At 63.4% G+C, this 17288-nt stretch carries 15 protein-coding genes; 12 read left to right on the top strand and 3 right to left on the bottom strand.

The genetic code is table 11. From position 1 onward, the window contains the following. Positions 1 to 2: 2 nt before the first annotated feature. Genes AC07OJ_RS22390 through AC07OJ_RS22380 form a run of 3 tightly spaced genes read left to right on the top strand, consistent with a single transcriptional unit; the run spans position 3 to position 1467 of the window. Positions 3 to 581: an RNA polymerase sigma factor gene (locus tag AC07OJ_RS22390; protein ID WP_495095220.1), complete on the top strand. Its 579-nt coding sequence runs from the start codon at positions 3 to 5 to the stop codon at positions 579 to 581. Continuing rightward, complete coding sequence (locus tag AC07OJ_RS22385; RefSeq protein ID WP_213550733.1) at positions 578 to 1003, top strand: hypothetical protein; 426 nt, start codon at positions 578 to 580, stop codon at positions 1001 to 1003. The genes AC07OJ_RS22390 and AC07OJ_RS22385 overlap by 4 nt, the downstream gene beginning before the upstream one ends. Next, positions 1000 to 1467 carry a periplasmic heavy metal sensor gene (locus tag AC07OJ_RS22380; protein WP_120448345.1) on the top strand — a complete coding sequence of 156 codons (468 nt, stop codon included), beginning with the start codon at positions 1000 to 1002 and terminating at the stop codon, positions 1465 to 1467. The genes AC07OJ_RS22385 and AC07OJ_RS22380 overlap by 4 nt, the downstream gene beginning before the upstream one ends. A gap of 215 nt (positions 1468 to 1682) precedes the next feature. On the opposite strand, the gene AC07OJ_RS22375 is transcribed toward AC07OJ_RS22380, so the two are convergent. Both AC07OJ_RS22375 and AC07OJ_RS22370 read right to left on the bottom strand, forming a co-directional pair. Further along, positions 1683 to 3116, bottom strand: a complete 1434-nt coding sequence (locus AC07OJ_RS22375; protein ID WP_495095219.1) for a serine hydrolase domain-containing protein — start codon at positions 3114 to 3116, stop codon at positions 1683 to 1685. Positions 3117 to 3140: 24 nt separating this feature from the next. Further along, the gene (locus tag AC07OJ_RS22370) at positions 3141 to 4055 is read right to left on the bottom strand and encodes a LysR substrate-binding domain-containing protein (protein ID WP_065906350.1); all 915 of its coding nucleotides are present in this window, start codon (positions 4053 to 4055) and stop codon (positions 3141 to 3143) included. 378 nt (positions 4056 to 4433) lie between these two features. Here AC07OJ_RS22370 and AC07OJ_RS22365 point away from each other — a divergent pair, with 378 nt between their 5' ends. The 9 genes from AC07OJ_RS22365 to AC07OJ_RS22325 all read left to right on the top strand — a co-directional run bounded on the left by AC07OJ_RS22365 (position 4434) and on the right by AC07OJ_RS22325 (position 16817). Next, a complete protein-coding gene (locus AC07OJ_RS22365; protein WP_495095218.1) occupies positions 4434 to 5996 on the top strand; it encodes an ABC transporter substrate-binding protein in 1563 nt (520 codons plus the stop codon). Positions 5997 to 5998: 2 nt separating this feature from the next. Further along, positions 5999 to 6940 carry an ABC transporter permease gene (locus AC07OJ_RS22360; protein WP_495095217.1) on the top strand — a complete coding sequence of 314 codons (942 nt, stop codon included), beginning with the start codon at positions 5999 to 6001 and terminating at the stop codon, positions 6938 to 6940. After that, entirely contained in the window at positions 6937 to 7815 is an 879-nt protein-coding gene (locus AC07OJ_RS22355) for an ABC transporter permease (RefSeq protein ID WP_016977188.1), read from the top strand. The genes AC07OJ_RS22360 and AC07OJ_RS22355 overlap by 4 nt, the downstream gene beginning before the upstream one ends. After that, positions 7812 to 9455 carry an ABC transporter ATP-binding protein gene (locus AC07OJ_RS22350; RefSeq protein ID WP_495095216.1) on the top strand — a complete coding sequence of 548 codons (1644 nt, stop codon included), beginning with the start codon at positions 7812 to 7814 and terminating at the stop codon, positions 9453 to 9455. Before AC07OJ_RS22355 ends, AC07OJ_RS22350 begins: the two co-directional genes overlap by 4 nt. 111 nt (positions 9456 to 9566) lie before the next feature. Then, complete coding sequence (locus AC07OJ_RS22345) at positions 9567 to 10820, top strand: OprD family porin (protein WP_065906358.1); 1254 nt, start codon at positions 9567 to 9569, stop codon at positions 10818 to 10820. A gap of 196 nt (positions 10821 to 11016) precedes the next feature. After that, positions 11017 to 12135 carry a succinylglutamate desuccinylase/aspartoacylase family protein gene (locus tag AC07OJ_RS22340; RefSeq protein WP_065906360.1) on the top strand — a complete coding sequence of 373 codons (1119 nt, stop codon included), beginning with the start codon at positions 11017 to 11019 and terminating at the stop codon, positions 12133 to 12135. A gap of 131 nt (positions 12136 to 12266) precedes the next feature. Continuing rightward, positions 12267 to 13460: an ornithine--oxo-acid transaminase gene (gene rocD, locus AC07OJ_RS22335; protein ID WP_495095215.1), complete on the top strand. Its 1194-nt coding sequence runs from the start codon at positions 12267 to 12269 to the stop codon at positions 13458 to 13460. Next, positions 13457 to 16111, top strand: coding sequence for an aconitate hydratase AcnA (acnA, locus tag AC07OJ_RS22330; protein WP_495095214.1), 2655 nt, complete (start codon positions 13457 to 13459; stop codon positions 16109 to 16111). Before rocD ends, acnA begins: the two co-directional genes overlap by 4 nt. After that, positions 16104 to 16817 (top strand): transporter substrate-binding domain-containing protein, encoded by a 714-nt coding sequence (locus AC07OJ_RS22325; RefSeq protein ID WP_106804200.1) that lies wholly within the window; start codon positions 16104 to 16106, stop codon positions 16815 to 16817. Before acnA ends, AC07OJ_RS22325 begins: the two co-directional genes overlap by 8 nt. Here AC07OJ_RS22325 and AC07OJ_RS22320 read toward each other — a convergent pair. After that, positions 16803 to 17165 carry an NUDIX hydrolase gene (locus AC07OJ_RS22320; RefSeq protein ID WP_065906369.1) on the bottom strand — a complete coding sequence of 121 codons (363 nt, stop codon included), beginning with the start codon at positions 17163 to 17165 and terminating at the stop codon, positions 16803 to 16805. The two genes, AC07OJ_RS22325 and AC07OJ_RS22320, sit on opposite strands and share 15 nt — an antisense overlap. Positions 17166 to 17288: the final 123 nt, after the last annotated feature.

The following is a 17288-nucleotide window of genomic DNA, read 5'->3' as shown; positions in this document are numbered from 1 at the left end:
GATTGAAAGACACTGATCCGGACGTTGAACTGCTGGCGCGTATCGGCAATAACGAACCTGCCGCCGTCAACGAAATGGTGACGCGCAAGCTCCCGCGTTTGCTGGCGCTCGCCAGTCGGATCCTGGGCGATGCCGATGAGGCCAAGGACGTGGCCCAGGAAAGCTTCCTGCGCATCTGGCGCCAGGCGGCCAACTGGCGCAGTGGCGAGGCGCGTTTCGACACCTGGTTGCACCGGGTCGCGCTCAACCTGTGTCACGACCGCCTGCGCCGGCGCAAGGAGCGCCCGCTGAGCGACGAGGACACGGCAGAACTGGCGGACAGTGCGCCGCCGCCGGATGAACAGCTGGAAATCCTGGACCGCAGTGCCCGCATGGCCGCCGCGTTGGCGGCCTTGCCCGAACGCCAGCGCGAAGCCATCGTGCTGCAGTACTACCAGGAGCTGTCGAATATCGACGCCGCGGCCCTGATGAATATCAGCGTCGAGGCACTGGAGAGCCTGCTGTCGCGGGCCCGACGCCAGTTGCGCAGTCAACTTGCCGACACACCCGGGCTTGCCCGCCCAGGAAGGGGAAAATCATGACACCCGAACGCTTTGCTTATCTGGCCGACGTGTACGGGGCGGACCTGCAGCGCTGGCCCGACACCGAACAGCCCGCCGCCCAGGCGTTGCTCGACAGCGGCAATCTGCATGCGCGCGACGCCCTGCAGCAGGCGCGCTGGCTCGACCATCAGTTGGACAGCCATCAACTCGCGTTGCCCGACCCGGCGCTGGTGCGGCAGATACGTCAATCCGCGCCACGCTCATTCTGGTCACGCTACGCCAGCTGGTTATCGCCCGCCGGCCTGGTCGGCGTGGGCATTGCCGGCATCGTCACCGGGATGCTGGTGGCGTCCATGAGCGTGCCGTTGCCCATGTTGTCATCCGAAGTGCTGCCCAGTGTCTTCGACCAGGGCGACGCCGAAGTCGTCTTTACCGTCAACGCTGAGGAAACCGAGCAATGACCGTCAGATCCCTTAAACCGTGGTTGTTCGTTTCGGTGTTGCTCAATGTGTTTTTGATCGGCGGGGTCGGCGGTGGCCTTTACCACTGGATGGCCAGTGCCAAGCCGGCGCAAGTGCTGGTCAACCAGCACGGCCTGCGCCAGGCCATGATCAACCTGCCACCGGAGCGGCGCAGGGAACTGCGCCAGTTGCTGCGACAGAACAGTGCCGACAGCCAGCCGTTGATCATGGCCGGACGTGAGGCGCGCATGGGGGTGATCAAGCAGCTGGAGGCACCCACGCTGGACCATGAAGTGTTGGTGGCCGAGTTGGCCAAGGCGCGCGAGGCGGATGCAGCGCTAAGGGCATTGGTGGATGGCACCCTGGCGCAGTTTGCCGGGACCTTGCCGCAGGATGAACGGCAGAAACTGGTGGAGGCGTTGTACCTGCGCGGGCAGGAGCGGGGGAAGAAGCCTCGGTCTTGAGTCCATATCCGTTGCTGCGGTCGCGGTTGCCATGGGTCGTGCTTTTACAGCGGATCACTTTGAAAAAGAGCCGGAATGCCGGCCCAGCCCCAAGTAACCCAAGGGCTCGCACGGCGACCACGGTCAACCTGTAGAAGCTGGCTTGTCGGCGATGCCGGCACCTGGGTGTTACGCCCAGCCAGGTTCTAAAGATTCTATGTGGTGAGCGGGTTGACTTACAGGCGTTTGCCCACCAGCACTTCCTGCTCTCGCTCTGCGCTGTTGACGTTCACCGTGCGGGCGAAGCTCACGCTGTTGCCTTCAAACACACATTTCACCCGATCCCTGAATGCGGTCTGCGGATAGATCCAGGTCATCTCCAGCGTCTTTTGATCCAACCAGCGGGCACCGGCCACGATCTGTGCGTGGTTGAATTCATAACCATGGTGCAACGCACGGCCCGGCATGCTGGTGAGGCCTGTGAGCCAGTGGTCGATGCCGATCTGCAAGCGATGGGTGGCCTGGCTGTCGGTCAGTTCGAAGGTGAGTACATGGCCTGTAAACGCGAACGACAGTTGGCGCACGCCAAGCCCGTTTTCGGCCACGGCAAATACGCGTATCGAATCCTCGGGCGCCGGGCAGTCTGAAACCAGTAGAGGCTGCTCAGCCATGCTCGCCAGCCGTTGCTCCAGCCGTGAATCGGCTTCGGGTTTCACGCTGCAATCCTCGCTGAAGGCTGCGGGAAAATAACGCTCGATAAACGGCACGATCTCTGCCGAGTTTTTCATCCCACCTACCAGCACCAAGGTTGCGTTGTGTTCGCGGTACACCGCGGCCATCTGTACGAACACCCCCAGCGCACTGAAGGCTGGGCGCGGTTTCATCATCCAGTGGTAGCCGTAGCGGCTGTCGGGGCCGCCCTGGGGTTGGGTAGCGGCCTGGACCCACGCCGCCGGCAATACCTGCCGGCCGTCCCAGACACCGTTCTGGGCGTGCAATACCGCCAGTTTCAGCGCCGCCGACACGGGGGCGGTGAGGCCGTTGCCGCCGGGGTTCACGCCGTCCGGGCCGATGTCCCAGGTTTCATTGTGAATATCCAAGGGGATGAACAGGCGTGGCTTGAGGTAGTCGTGCAGGGTTTGGCCGGTGACGCGGTTGATCAGCGCCGAGAGCATGTAGCTGGCCGCGCTGGTGTACACGTATTCGGTGCCCGGCGCGTAGGCCAGGGGGATCTTGAAGAACTCGGCGATCCAACTGGTGCTGATGCTGCGCCACACTGAGCCGGAGGTGTTGCTGGCGTGCCCGGTGCGCATGGTCAGCAGGTGTTCGACAGTCATGTCGGCCAGGCGCGGGTCGGCGTTCGCGGGGACTTCATCGGGGAAGAAACGCACCAGCCGATCATCGAGATTGAGCAAGCCTTCTTGGATGGCCAGGCCGATGGCGCAGCCGGTAAAACTCTTGGCCATGGAGTGCAGCACGCGTGGCTCATTGGGATCTACCGGCCAGGTCCAGCCTTCGGCAACCACGTGGCCGTGGCGGTGCAGCATGAAGCCGTGCAGGTCGAGGCCGGCGGCCTTGACCGCATCGAGAAACGCGATCAAACAGTCGGGGTCAATGCCAAGGCTGCTGGCGCTGGCGCGGGGCAGACCATCGTAGGAAGTCAGGGGCATGAAAAGGCTCGGCAAGGGTGGCGATCAACGGCTGCGGTGTACCAGCCGGGAATAGGAAATCAGCATGCTGGTGAGTTCCTGGCTGACCCCGGTGAGGGGCGCTGAACGGCGGCTGATCAGGCACACATCCCGGGGCGCCAGGGGTTCTTCGATGGCGATGGTGGTGAGTGCGCTGGAAAACAGCTTCATCCCCGGCAGCATGCGCGGTTCGATGGTCAGGTAGTCGGTTTCCGAGACGATGTGCAGGGTTTCCAGCAGCGAGTCGGTGGTAATCGCGATCTTCGGCGGCGCCAGGCCCTGGGTGCGGAACAGCTGGACCAGGCGGTTTTCCGCGCCACCGATGACACCGGTGGAGCGCACGCTGATCCATTGGCAGTCCACCAGTTCCCGCACCGATCTGGCCTGGCCCAACGGATGGCCCTTGCGCGCGATAATGCCGGCGCTGGAGCTGTAGAGACGGTCGATGGACAGGTCGATATCGGTGACATTCGGTGCCAGCGGGCACAGCACGAAATCCAGGCGACCATCGCGGACCTTTTCGACCAGGCCCTTGGTGGTGCCGCTGGCCACGTGCACCTGGATGCGCGGGAAGCGTTGGGTGAAGTTGCTCAGCACCGGCACCAGCAGCTCGGCCAGGGGCTCGGAGGTCACGCCCAGGTCGATATGGCCTTCGGGCTCGCCTTTCCAGGGTTGCAGGTCGAGCAGCGCGCGTTCGCAATCGAGGGTGATGGAACGGGCGCGCACCAGGAACACTTCGCCAGCCGACGTCAGGTTGATGCCTTGGTTCGAGCGTTGCAGCAAGACCACGCCGAGTTCTTTTTCGAGGGTCTGGATCGATTGGGTCAGGGTGCTTTGCGCCACATCCAACTGGCGCGCGGCAGAGCGGAAACTGCCTTTTTCGACCACGGCACAGAACGCACGAAGATGGGTGAGTGTCATGAAGGACGGCCTCGGGTTTGAGCATTTGAACCATTGAATACCCGCTAGCTTATCTGATGCCTCCAGGTGCGCACAGATCGGTTTGGCCGATCAGGTTCATTATTTTTGAACGCGCGCAAACGGCTCCGGGCCCTGATTTTTCGGTAGGCTGGGGGCAGGTTGTGAACGGCCCGGAGGGTGATCGGAAAAGCCGAGCCTGATCACCTGGAGCGTTCTTCTCAAGCTTGCCGCGTGAAGAATAAGATCGGTCCAGGAACATTCGCCGACCGTGAAGGCGACTAAAACAACAACAACTATCCAGGTGTTCGGCCGTGCCTCTTTTTGGGTCCTGCCAGCGTCCGAACCCCAAGCGTAAGGATCATTTAAGGTGCATTTATCATGAACAAGACTTTAATCCTGGCAGGCGCTTTGTCTGCGGCGCTGGCGGGTACTGCCCACGCCGAAAGTGTGTTGAAGGTGGCGCTCAACGCCGATATCCGCAGCACCGACCCCGGTGTCAACCGCGACACCAACTCCGACGCGGTGATCATGCACCTCACCGAAGGGCTGGTGGCCTTTCGTGAAGACGCCACCGTCGGCCCGCTGCTGGCCAAGGATGTGCAGGTGTCCGACGACGGCCTGCGCTACACCTTCCACCTGCGCGACGGGGTGAAGTTCCAGAATGGCAAGGCGCTGACCTCCGCTGACGTGCTGTGGACCTGGAAGCGCTTCCTCGACCCCAGGACCCAATGGCGCTGCGCGCCTGAATTCGATGGCCATGGTGGCGCCAAGATCGTCGACATGAGCGCCCCGGACCCACTCACCGTGGTGTTCACCCTCGACAAGCCCAATGGCCTGTTCCTTACCAGTACCGCACTGCCGGAGTGTGGCGGCAGCGGCATCCTCTCCTCGGACTCGCTCAACGCCGATGGCAGCTGGAAGGCCCCGGTCGGCACCGGCCCGTTCAAGCTGGGCGAGTGGAAGCCCGGTCAATACGTCGAACTGCTGCGTAACCCCAACTACAGCGCCCGCGATGAACAACAGCCCGATGGCTACACCGGCAACAAATCCACCACCCTCAACCGCGTGCGCCTGCTGGTGATCCCGGACCCGGCCGCCGCCAAAGCCGCCTTGCTGTCGAAAAACGTCGACTTGCTGATCGACGTCACCCCGCTGGACGCCACCGAACTGGCGGCCAACCCCGGCGTGCGCGTGACCTCCAGCGGCACCATGTCGGTCAACGCCTTGCTGTTCCAGACCCGCGACCCGCTGCTCAAGGATGTGCGCCTGCGCCAGGCCATCGCCCATGCCCTGGATTCGGCGCAAATCGTCGAAGCCCTCACCGGCGGGCGTTCCAAGGCCAACAACTCGATGGTCGCCAGCGGCAGCCATTACCACACGGCCATCGAAGACCAGGGCTACACCTTCGACCCGGCCAAGACCGCGCAATTGTTGCGTGAGGCTGGCTACAAGGGCGAGCCGATCAAACTGATCGTCAACAAACGCTACGCCGCGATTTTCGACATGGGCGTATTCGTGCAGGCCATGGCCAAGGCCAGCGGCATCAACCTGGAGCTGGAGACCCTGGAGTGGGGCACGCAACTGGAGCGCTACCAGAGCGGCAACTACCAGATGATGGCGTTCCCGTACTCCGAGCGCCTCGACCCGGCCCTGAGTTTCGACTCGATGACCGGCGACAAAGACAAGGAAGCCCGCAAGGTCTGGGACAACCCCCAGGCTCGTGAATGGCTGCGTGAAGCCCAGCGCGAAGGCGACATTACCAAGCGCCAGGCATTGTTCGATCAACTGCACCAACAGATGATCAAGGATGTGCCGATGATCCCGATGTACAACGGCAACGCGATTGCCGCCAGCCGTGACTACGTCAAGGGCCTGCGCACTTGGCCGGTGTCCAAGCCGCGCCTGTGGACCGTCAGCGTCCCTGCTTCCGGGAGCAATTGAGGATGTTTCGTTTTATCTCCCAACGCCTGGCGATGTCAGTCCCGACCTTGCTGCTGATCTCGCTGATGGTGTTCGCGATCATCCGCCTGGTGCCTGGTGACCCGGCCCTGCTGATGCTTGGCGACATGGCCGACGCCCATAGCCTGGAGGTCGCGCGTGCGTCCCTGGGCCTGGACCAGCCGCTGCCAGTGCAGTTTGTAATCTGGTTGAAGGCGGTGCTCAGTGGCGACCTTGGGCATTCGATCACCACCAATGAGGCGGTGCTACCGCTGATCCTCGATCGCTTCCAGGTGAGTGCCGGGGTTGTGTTGGTGTCGGTGTTGCTGGCTGCCTTGATTGCGGTGCCGGCCGGCTTGCTGTCGGCGTGGAAGCAGGACAGTGCACTGGACTTTGGCGTGGTGTCGACCGCCACGCTGCTGCTGTCGATCCCCAGTTTCTGGCTCGGCCTGCTGTTGCTGTATGCGTTTGGCATCAAGCTGGGCTGGTTGCCGGTGGTGGGCTACGTGTCGTTCGGCCAGTCACCGTGGCAGGCCTTGAGTTTCATCGTGTTGCCGATCGTCACCCTGACCCTGGTGGAGCTGGGTGCAATCACCCGCATGGCGCGGGCCAGTGCCATCGAGGTGTTGCGCCTGGAGTACATCACCCATGCCCGCGCCAAGGGCCTGTCGGAACGTGCGGTGCTGTGGCGCCATGCGTTGCGCAACTCGTTTGCACCGACCCTGACCCTTATCGGCCTGATCCTCGGCAACCTGCTCAGCGGCATTGCCGTGCTGGAAACCGTGTTCACCCTGCCGGGCATCGGCCGCCTGATGGTCGACGCCATCTACGCCCGTGACTACCCGGTGCTGCAGGGCTGCCTGCTGCTGGTGACCTTTGTCTATGTGCTGGTCAACCTGTTGGTGGACCTGCTGTACCCGCTCTTCGACCCCAGGGTTAAGTTATGAATAAGCCACTGCCTGTTGCACCCGAGGTGCTACTGCCTGCACCGGTGCGTGCCCCCAGGGCCTGGCGCGTGCCGCCGTTGAATGCGCTGATCGGTGCGTTCCTGTTGGGCTTGCTATTGATCATGGCCGCGCTCGGCCTGGTATGGACGCCCCATGATCCGCTGGCGCTGAACCTGCTGGCGCGGTTGCAGGCGCCGACCGCTGCGCACTGGCTGGGCACCGATGAATACGGCCGCGATGTCTTGAGCCGCTTGATGATCGGCGCGCACACCAGCCTGTGGGTGAGTGTGCTGACGGTGAGCATGGCGATTATCGCCGGTACCTTCCTCGGCTTGCTGGCCGGTTTCCTGCGCGGCTGGGTCGACCGTGGCCTGATGATGATCAACGACGCGCTGCTGGCGTTCCCCGGCATCCTGCTGGCCCTGGGCTTGATGGCGATCATCGGTCCGAGCCTGTACGGCATCGTCTTCGCCTTGAGCCTGGCCTATACGCCGTCGGTGGTGCGGGTGGTGCGCGGCACGGTGTTGTCGCTGCGCGAGAAGGAGTTTGTCGAGGCCTCGCGGGTGATCGGCAACTCCGAGCTGTACACCATGCTGCGCCATATTGCGCCGAACTGCGTGGCGCCGGTGTGCGTGCTGGCCACCAGCATGTTCGGCTGGGCGATCCTCGCGGAAAGCTCCCTGAGCTTCCTCGGCCTGGGCGTGCCGCCACCGGCGGCGACCTGGGGCAACATGCTGGCGGCCAGCCGGCCGTATATCGCCACGGCCAGTTGGCTGGGGCTGTTTCCCGGTGTCTGCATCGCCATGGCGTTGCTGGCGTTCAACCTGTGTGGCGATGCCTTGCGTGACCGCCTTGATCCACGGATGAGTAAATGACCATGACTGATGTATTACTGGCAGTCGATCACCTGAAAATCCGCGTCGGCACCCACGGCCCGCTGGCGGTCAACGACCTGAGCTTCACCATCGCGCCGGGGGAAATCGTCGCGTTGGTGGGCGAGTCCGGCAGCGGCAAGACCATGGCCGCCCGCGCCGCCATCGGCCTGCTGCCGCCACCGCTGCAACACTGCGGCGGCCAGGTGCGGTTCCAGGGCCATGACCTCAACAGCCTCAAGCCCGAGCAACTGCGCCAACTGCGCGGGGCCAAGATCGGCATGGTGTTCCAGGAACCCATGGTGTCGTTGAACCCGTCCATGAGCATCGGCGAGCAAATGGCCGAGGGCCTGCGCCTGCACACCAAGCTCACGGATGCGCAGATCCGCGAACGCAGCCTGGAGATGCTCGGCCATATCGGCATCAAGGACGCCGAACGTTGCCTGGCGGCGTTCCCTCACGAGTTCTCCGGTGGCATGCGCCAACGCATCATGCTCGCTTCGGTGATGCTGCTGCGCCCGGCGCTGCTGATTGCCGACGAACCCACCACGGCCCTGGACTGCTTGGCACAACTGGACGTGTTGAAGCTGATGCTCGACCTGACCCGCGAGCAGGGCACGGCGATTCTGTTTATCAGCCATGACCTGTCCCTGGTGGCGCGCTACGCCGACAAGGTGGTGGTGATGCGCGAAGGCCGCGCGGTGGAGCAGGGCACCATTGAGCAGATCCTGCTGGCGCCCAAGGCCGAATACACCCGCCAGCTGCTGGAAGCCTTGCCGCGCCGTGGCGTGTTGGCGGACTTGCCCCAGGCCGATGGCCCGCTGCTGACGGTCCGCGACGTGTGCATCGAACACCCTGGCCCGCGCAGCCTGTGGGGCCGCACGCCGTTCAAGCGCGTGGTGCATTCGGCCAACCTCAGCATCGCACCGGGCGAAACCCTGGCGCTGGTGGGCGGCAGCGGCTCTGGCAAGACCACCCTGGGCCGCGCGATTGTCGGCCTGAACAAAGCCTGTGCCGGCGCCATCGAGTTTGAGGGCGTGGACATCCTCAAGTCCGTCAACCGCGAACACCGTTTGCAATGCCAGATGATTTTCCAGGACCCGTATTCGTCTCTCGACCCGCGCATGAAGATCGGCGACATCCTCGCCGAACCGCTGCGCCATGTACCGGGCATGAGCGCCGAGCAGAAGCGTGAGCGCGTCACCAGGACGCTGGTGGATATCGGCCTGGCCGAGCAGTTTGTCGACCGCTTCCCGCATCAGTTGTCCGGTGGCCAGCGCCAGCGTGTCGCCATTGGCCGCGCGCTGGTGCGCCACCCACGGTTGGTGATTGCCGACGAGCCGATCTCGGCCCTGGACATGACCATCCAGAAGCAAATCCTGGAGCTGTTCGAACGCCTGCAGGCGCAGTACGGCTTCGCCTGCCTGTTCATCTCCCACGACCTGGCGGCGGTGGAGCGCATCGCCCACCGGGTGGCGGTAATGAGCGAGGGCAGGGTGGTGGAAATGGGCGCGCGGGATGAGATCTTCGACCGCCCGCAGCACCCCTATACCCGCAAGCTGCTGGCCGCTGCCAGCCCCTTGGAGAAACTTGAAAACGGTGGCTACCGCATTCGCCAAGGCCCTGTACCGCTAGCGCTGTAACCCAGGACTGACGTCACCCGCCGCGCAAATCGCCGATTTGCGCGAACGGCGAAGCCATGCCCGAAGAACAATAAAAACCCCCAACCATGACACTGCCAGGAGCTTAAAAAAATGAAAAAATCCCTGACTCAACTCATCACCGGCGTGGGCGTCGTGAGCAGCGGGTTGATCCCGTTCGCCGCCCATGCAGATTTCATCAAGGACAGCAGCGGTACGCTGGAATTGAAGAACTACTACTTCAACCGTGACTACCGCGAAGAAGCCAGCCAGTCGGTGCGCGCCGAATGGGCCCAGGGCTTTCTGCTGGGGATCAAGTCCGGCTTTACCGAGGGCACGGTAGGTTTTGGCCTGGACGCCATGGGCATGCTCGGCTTGAAGCTCGACTCCAGCCCGGACAAATCCGGCACCGGCTTGCTGCAACGTGATAGCGACAAGCGCGCTTCCGACAGCTACTCCAAGCTCGGCGTGACCGCCAAGGCACGCTTCGCCAAGAGCGAACTGCGCGTGGGCTACCTGGTGCCGGATCTTCCGACCCTGCAACCCAATACCAGCCGCCTGTTCCCGCAGTCGTTCAGTGGCACGCAGCTGGTGTCCAATGACATCAGCAACCTCAAGCTCAGCCTCGGTCAGTTGGACCAGGCCAAGGACCGCGATTCCACCAACTACGAAGACATGAAGCTGACCACGGTCAGCAAGGTCTACAAAAGCACGGCCCTGAGCGATCAGTTCCGCTTTGCCGGCGGCGATTATTCGCTGACCCCCAACACGTTGCTCAGCTACCACTACGCCGCGCTCGACAGCATCTACCACCAGCAATACGGCGGCTTCAAGAACAGCTTTGGCCTGGGGCCGGGCAGCCTGAAGACCGACGTGCGCTACTTCAAGGCCGACAAGGACGGCGCTGGCCTCGCGGGTGATGTCGATAACCGCGCCTTGAGTACACGCCTGACCTACCAGTATGGCGGCCACAGCATCGGCGGCGGCTTCCAGCGGCAGTTCGGCACCACGCCGTTCACCTACCTGGATGGTTCGATCAGCTACCTGTTCACCGAGTACCAGTTCACCAACTTCACCCAGACCAAGGAGCGCGCCTGGCACGCTCGCTACGACTACAACTTCGCCGACCTGGGCCTGCCGGGCCTGCTGTTCGGGATCAAGTATGCCAAGGGTGATTCGGCCGAGGTGATCGGCTTCAACGGCGAAGGCCGTGAATGGGAACGCGATCTGGACATCAGCTACGTGGTGCAGACCGGCCCGTTCAAGGGGGTGTCGATGCGTTGGCGCAACGCCCTGGCCAAGGGCAACTTCTACAACGACGTCAACGAGAACCGCGTGCTGCTGGGCTACACCCTGGCGCTCTGGTAAGCGTGTGTCTGAGGCTTAGTTGAGATGAGCGGGGCAAGCCCGCTCATCACACTGTCCCCGATCGGCATCACAACTGATCGGTTTTGCAGATCAAGATAGCCCCGGCCGCCCTTACAGGCGATCACCCGGTCTCGATACTCTTTTCAACAGCATCTTTTCTCCAGAACCATCACTCGAATATCGAGACTCCTGCGTTATGAAACTTAATCAACACCCCTTGCTGCAAGCGACACAAGGTACCCACAGGCACGTGGAAAGCGAGCATTACGGTGCAGTGGGTGCGGGTCGAAAAATCTATATCCAGGCGGCGCTGCATGCCGATGAAACCCCAGCGATGCTGGTGGCTGCGCACCTGCGCCGGCAACTGGCCGCGCTGGAAAATGCCGGCCGCCTGAATGCGCAGATCGTGCTGGTGGCCGTGGCCAACCCGGCCGGCCTGGGCCAATACATCATGGGCGCACCTAGCGGGCGTTTCGAGCTGGGCAGTGGGCGCAATTACAACCGTGGTTTCCCGGTGCCGTACCCGGAAATCGCCAGCAGGATCGAACACCTGCTCAGCCAGGACATCGACGCCAACCGTGAACTGATCCGCCAAGCCTGGGGCGAATGCCTGCGCGCCGCCCAGCCGATGGACGAATACCAGTCGCTGCAGCAGACCCTGATGCTGCTGGCCCACGATGCCGACATCGTGCTGGACCTGCACTGCTCCCGCGAAGCGGCCATGCACCTCTACACCGGCGAATCGGTGTGGCCGACCATCGAGCCGTTGGCGCGCTACATCGGCGCCGAAGCGACCCTGCTGGCTACCGATTCCCAGGCCAATTCCTTTGATGAAGCGCTCTACCTGCTGTGGGTGAATCTGCGCGAGCGGTTTGGCGAGCGATTCCCGATCCCCGACAGCAGCATCGCCGTGACCGTGGAGCACCGTGGCCAGCGGGATGTGTCGTATGAACTGGCAGACCATGACGCCACGGCGATCATTGATTACCTGACCCACCTGGGCGCCATCGAAGGCACCCCACGACCGTTGCCCGCCTTGCGCAACCCGGCCACGCCGCTGGCGGGCAGCGAGCAGTTCTATGCGTCGAGCGCCGGGGTGCTGGTGCACCGCGCGGCGGTGGGCAGTCGTATTGAAGCGGGGCAGGCGTTGTTCGATATCGTCGATCCCCACAGTGGCAAGACCGTGACGATCAACAGCCACACCACCGGCGTGTTGTACATGCGCCGCGATGTGCGCTTTGTGAAGCCGGGCGACCCCTTGGGCCGTGTTTCCGGCGCTACGCCGATCCGCAGCGGCAAGCTGCTGAGTGCGTAAATTGAAAGCCGATCACTGTAGGAGCCGGCTTGCCGGCGATAGCGGTGTGTCAGACGTACCGCCATCGCCGGCAAGCCAGCGCCTGCAGTAGATCCTCACTATTTTTAGATTTTTATCAGGCAGGACATTCCATGCACCCCAACCCGGCAATCACCCTCGAAAACCAATTCTGCGCCCACAACTATTCGCCGCTGCCGGTGGTCATCGTCAAGGGCGAGGGCGTATGGGCCATTGGCGATGATGGCAAGCGCTACCTGGACATGATGTCGGCCTATTCAGCCGTCAGTCATGGCCATGTGCACCCGCGTATCCGCGCCGCCGCCGTGGCGCAGATCGACAAGATCAGCGTGGTGTCGCGCGCGTTCTACAGTGAGCCACTGGGTAACTTCCTCAAGACGCTGTGCCGCATCAGCGGCTTCGATTCGGCATTGCCGATGAACAGCGGCGCCGAAGCCGTGGAGACCGCGATCAAGGCCGCCCGTCGCTGGGGCTATCGGGTCAAGGGCATCGCCGCGAACCAGGCGAAGATCGTGGTGGCCGACAACAACTTCCACGGGCGCACCTCGACCATCGTCGGCTTCTCGTCCGAGCCGGACTACAAGGCGGACTTCGGTCCGTTCTGCGACGGCTTCACCGAAGCGCGGTTTGGCGATATCGAGAGTTTTCGCCAGGCCATCACGGCTGATACCTGCGCGGTGCTGATCGAACCGATCCAGGGCGAAGCCGGTATTCGCGTGCCGCCGGCCGGGTTCCTGCGTGAGCTGCGTGCACTGTGCGACGCCACCAACACCTTGCTGATCCTCGATGAAATCCAGTCGGGCCTGGGCCGCACCGGCAAGTGGTTTGCCTTCCAGCACGAAGGCATTCGCCCGGATGCGCTGATCCTTGGCAAGGCGCTGGGCGGCGGGATCATGCCGGTGTCGGCGTTTGTCGCGGACCATTCGACCATGGACCTGTTCGATGCCGGCAGCCATGGTTCGACGTTTGGCGGTAACCCCTTGGCGGCGGCCGTTGGCCTGGAAGCCCTTAACGTGCTGGAAGATGAAGGCTTGATCGATAACAGCGCGCAATTGGGCCACTACCTGGTGGAGCGCCTGCGGGCGATGAATCCCCCGGCGGTCCGGGAGGTGCGTGGTCGCGGTTTGTGGGTGGGGGTGGAGCTGGACCGTGATGCACGGCCGATTTGCGAAGCGTTGCTTGCCGAAGGCCTGCTGACCAAGGAGACCCATGAAAACGTGCTGCGTATCGCGCCGCCGTTGTCTATCACCCGTGAGGAACTGGATTGGGGCCTGGCGCGTATCGAGCGGGTGTTCGGCCAACTATGAGCGACGTTCTCAACCATCTGGACATCGGCGGGCAGCGTTACGCCTATATCGATCTGCATAAACTGCTGACCCCGGTGCAGCTGCATCGGCTGCCTTATTGCCTGCGCATCCTGGTGGAAAACATCGCCCGCTGTGCCCCGGCCTCATTGCCGTCGGTGCTGGCGCGAGCCACCGGCAGCGGGCCGGACTGCGAGGTACCGTTCCAGCCCAACCGCCTGATGTTTCACGACACCACCTGCCTGCCGGCCCTGGCGGACTTTGCCGGCATGCGTGATGTGGTCGCGGAACTGGGTGGCGACCCGACGGCGGTGAACCCGGCGATCCCGGCCGTGTTGACCATCGACCACTCGGTGATTGTCGAGCACTACGCCGAAGCCGGCGCGGTGGACGCCAACCTCGACATCGACTTTCGCCGCAACAGCGAGCGCTACCGGTTTATCAAATGGGCCGAGGCCAGCCTGGACAACTTCAAGGTGATCCCGCCGGGGACGGGGATCATCCACCAGATGAACATGGAATCCATCGCCCAGGTGGTATGTGAAAGCCCGGCCGCCGAGGGGGGCGTGTTGCTGCACCCGGACTGCATGGTTGCCACCGACAGCCATACGCCGATGATCAATGCCATCGGCGTGCTGGGCTGGGGCGTGGGCGGGCTCGAAGGGCAGGCGGCGATGCTCGGTGAGCCGGTGCCGATTGCCTTTCCCCAGGTCGTGGGGGTTCGCGTCAGCAATGCCTTGCGGGCCGGTGTGACGGCGACGGACCTGGCCTTGAGCGTGACCGAGTTGCTGCGCCAGCGCAGCATGGTCGGCAAGTTTGTCGAGTTCACCGGGCCGGGGCTGGCGTCGTTGAGTTGGGCGGCGCGGGGCACCGTGGCGAACATGGCGCCGGAGTATGGCGCGACGGTGGTGTTTTTCCCGTTTGATGACGAGACCCTTGCCTACCTGGAATTGAGTGCGCGGCCGGCGCCATTGTTGGCCAAGGTGTCGACCTATATGGCGGCACAGTCGCTGTGGCGCCAGGCCGGCGAGCCCGAGCCGCAGTTCGATGAACTGATCGAGCTGGACTTGGCCTTGATTGAACCCAGTGTGGCCGGGCCACACCAACCCCATCAGCGCCAGTCGCTGGCGCAGGCGGGGGCCTCGTTTCATCAGCATGTGCACGCTGAGGCCGGGCAGCAGTTCTTCGAGCCGTCCTTTGAAGCGCCGTTGACCCACGGCGCGGTGGTAATGGCGGCGATCACCAGTTGCACCAACACGGCCAACCCGGCGCAGATGATCCAGGCCGGATTGCTGGCACGTCGTGCACGGGCACGCGGCGTGGGGCGCAAACCCTGGGTGAAGACTTCGCTGTCGCCGGGTTCGCGGGTGGTGGCGGACTATCTGGATGCGGCGGGTTTGTTGGCGGATTTTGCGGCGCTGGGCTTCGACCTGGCGGGCTTTGGCTGCATGACCTGTATCGGCAATTCCGGAAGCCTGGAGGCTCATGTGGAGGCCTTTGCCGAGCAAGGCCTCAAGGGTGTGGTGGTGCTGTCGGGCAATCGCAATTTCGAAGGACGGGTCAACCCCAAAGTCCCCGCCGGGTACCTGGCCTCGCCGGCGCTGTGCGTGGCCTATGCGATTGCCGGGAGCATTGATATCGACCTGTCCAGCAGTCCGCTGGCGTTGGATGCCCAAGGCACGCCGGTGTACCTGGAGGAGCTGATGCCCAGTGATGCCGAGGTGGCGGCGCACGTGGCGCAGGTGGTGCGCCCGGTGTTGTTCCAGCAACGCAGTGAACTGCTCTGGCAGGGCACGCCGCACTGGCAGGCGCTTGAGGCCGACGCCAGCGTGAGATTTGCCTGGAACCCGGATTCCACCTATTTGCGCCGCCCGCAGTACCTGGCGCAGGTGCCGCCCGTGCCGGCGGCGAGCCTGTTGGTGCGCAACGCGAGGGCGTTGGTGGTGCTTGGTGATAACGTCACCACGGACCATATTTCACCGGCGGGCACCATCCCTTCCGAGAGCCTGGCTGGTGCCTGGCTGCGCGAAAGGGGGGAGGCCGAGGCGGATTTAAACCAGTACTCGACACGGCGCAGCAACCACGAAGTGATGGTGCGCGGGGCCTTCACCAACCCGCGCCTGAACAACCTGCTGGACCCGACACAAACACCACGCCGAGGTGTGTGGGCGTGGAATGCCGACCACACGGACTACCAGCCGTTGTACCTGGCCGCGCAGAGCTACGCCGGCACGCCCACCGTGCTGTTTGCCGGGAGCAACTACGGCGCCGGTTCCAGCCGGGATTGGGCGGCGAAGGTGCTGAGCCTGTTGGGGATCAAGGCGGTGGTGGCGCGCAGTATCGAGCGCATTCATCGCAGTAACCTGATCGGCATGGGCGTGTTGCCGTTGGTGTTCAGCGCCGGGACGACGGTGCAGGACCTGGCGCTGGATGGCAGCGAGCGCTTGACGTTCCTGGGGCTGGAACACCTGCAGGTTGGCGAGAACCTGATCACCCTGCAGATCGATCGCGCCGATGGCCGTGTTGTCACGCACCGGCTGGTTTTGCGCCTCGACTCGTTGCAAGAGCTTGGGTACCTTGAGCACGGCGGTGTGCTGCCGTTTGTGATCCGCAAGACCGTGCAACGAACCCGCCCAGGAGCGCTCGATGATTGATCCCGCTGTACTGCAACAACTGGCCCCCGATGGCGTGCTGCGTGCCGCCATCAACTTCGGCAACCCGGTGCTGGCGCAACGCGGCGCGGGCGGTGAGCCACAGGGGGTGTCCGTGGCGTTGGCCAAGGCCTTGGCTGAAGAGCTGGGTGTCGAGTTGGCGCTGATCACCTTCGAGGCGGCGGGCAAGGTCTTTGCTGCGCTGGCCGAGGATGCCTGGCGCGTGGCGTTCCTGGCCATCGAGCCGGTGCGTGAGCAGGAGATCGCGTTCAGCGCACCCTACGTGGCGATCAAGGGCACCTACCTCGTGGCGACGGATTCGCCCTTTACCCACGTCGCCCAATTGGATGCAGCGGGTCGACGCATCGCCGTCGGCCAAGGCGCAGCCTACGACCTGTACCTGAGCCGTACGGTGGCGCACGCCGAGCTGGTACGGGCGCCTACGTCGGCAGCAGCGGTGGACTGGTTTATCGCGCAAGGTCTGGATGCGGCGGCGGGGGTGCGGGACTTTCTGCGCACCCGGGTGAGCGCGCAATGGCGCCTGGTCGAGGATGACTTCATGACCATCCGCCAAGCCATGGCGGTACCGGTGGCGCATGCAGCCGCTGCCGCGTTCGTCAGGTCCTTTGTCGAACGGCAGAAAGAGAAGGGTGTGGTAAAGCGAGGTCTCGAGGCCAGCGGGCAGAGCGCTGAATTACAGGCGACGTAGAAAGGATTTGACGATGTGCCGGGTGGCGTCGGTGGTGTCCAGTTCATCCACGGCGCCATAGGCGTACCACTGGCAATCGATGATTTCGTTGCACGGCCGCGCGTCGGCGATGTTCACCACCGAGGCCTCGAACACATGGTGTACGGTGTCGCGGGCCTTGAGCTCCTGCAGATACAGCAAGCCGTCCACATTCAACCCGGTTTCTTCTTCCAGCTCGCGTTCGGCCGCGCCGACCGGGCGCTCGTTGCGTTCGACCTTGCCGCCCGGCAGTGCCCATTTTGACCTGGCCTTGCGCACGAAGAGGATATGTCCCTCGTGTTCGCAAATAACCGTTGCGCGTATTTTCATCGTCTGTGCCCCCGCAGCGGGATGAGTGTCATAAAAGTGTAATGCAAATGTCATGCTAAGTGGTTATGGCGTACCGGGTTGGGGATGTGGATACTGCCCGATTGATGAAAACGGACGAGGACA

It is taken from the genome of Pseudomonas sp. GW821-FHT09C08 (assembly GCF_059418125.1).
The sequence above is the reverse complement of the archived record's forward strand: the minus strand, read 5'-3'. Positions and strand labels throughout refer to the sequence as shown.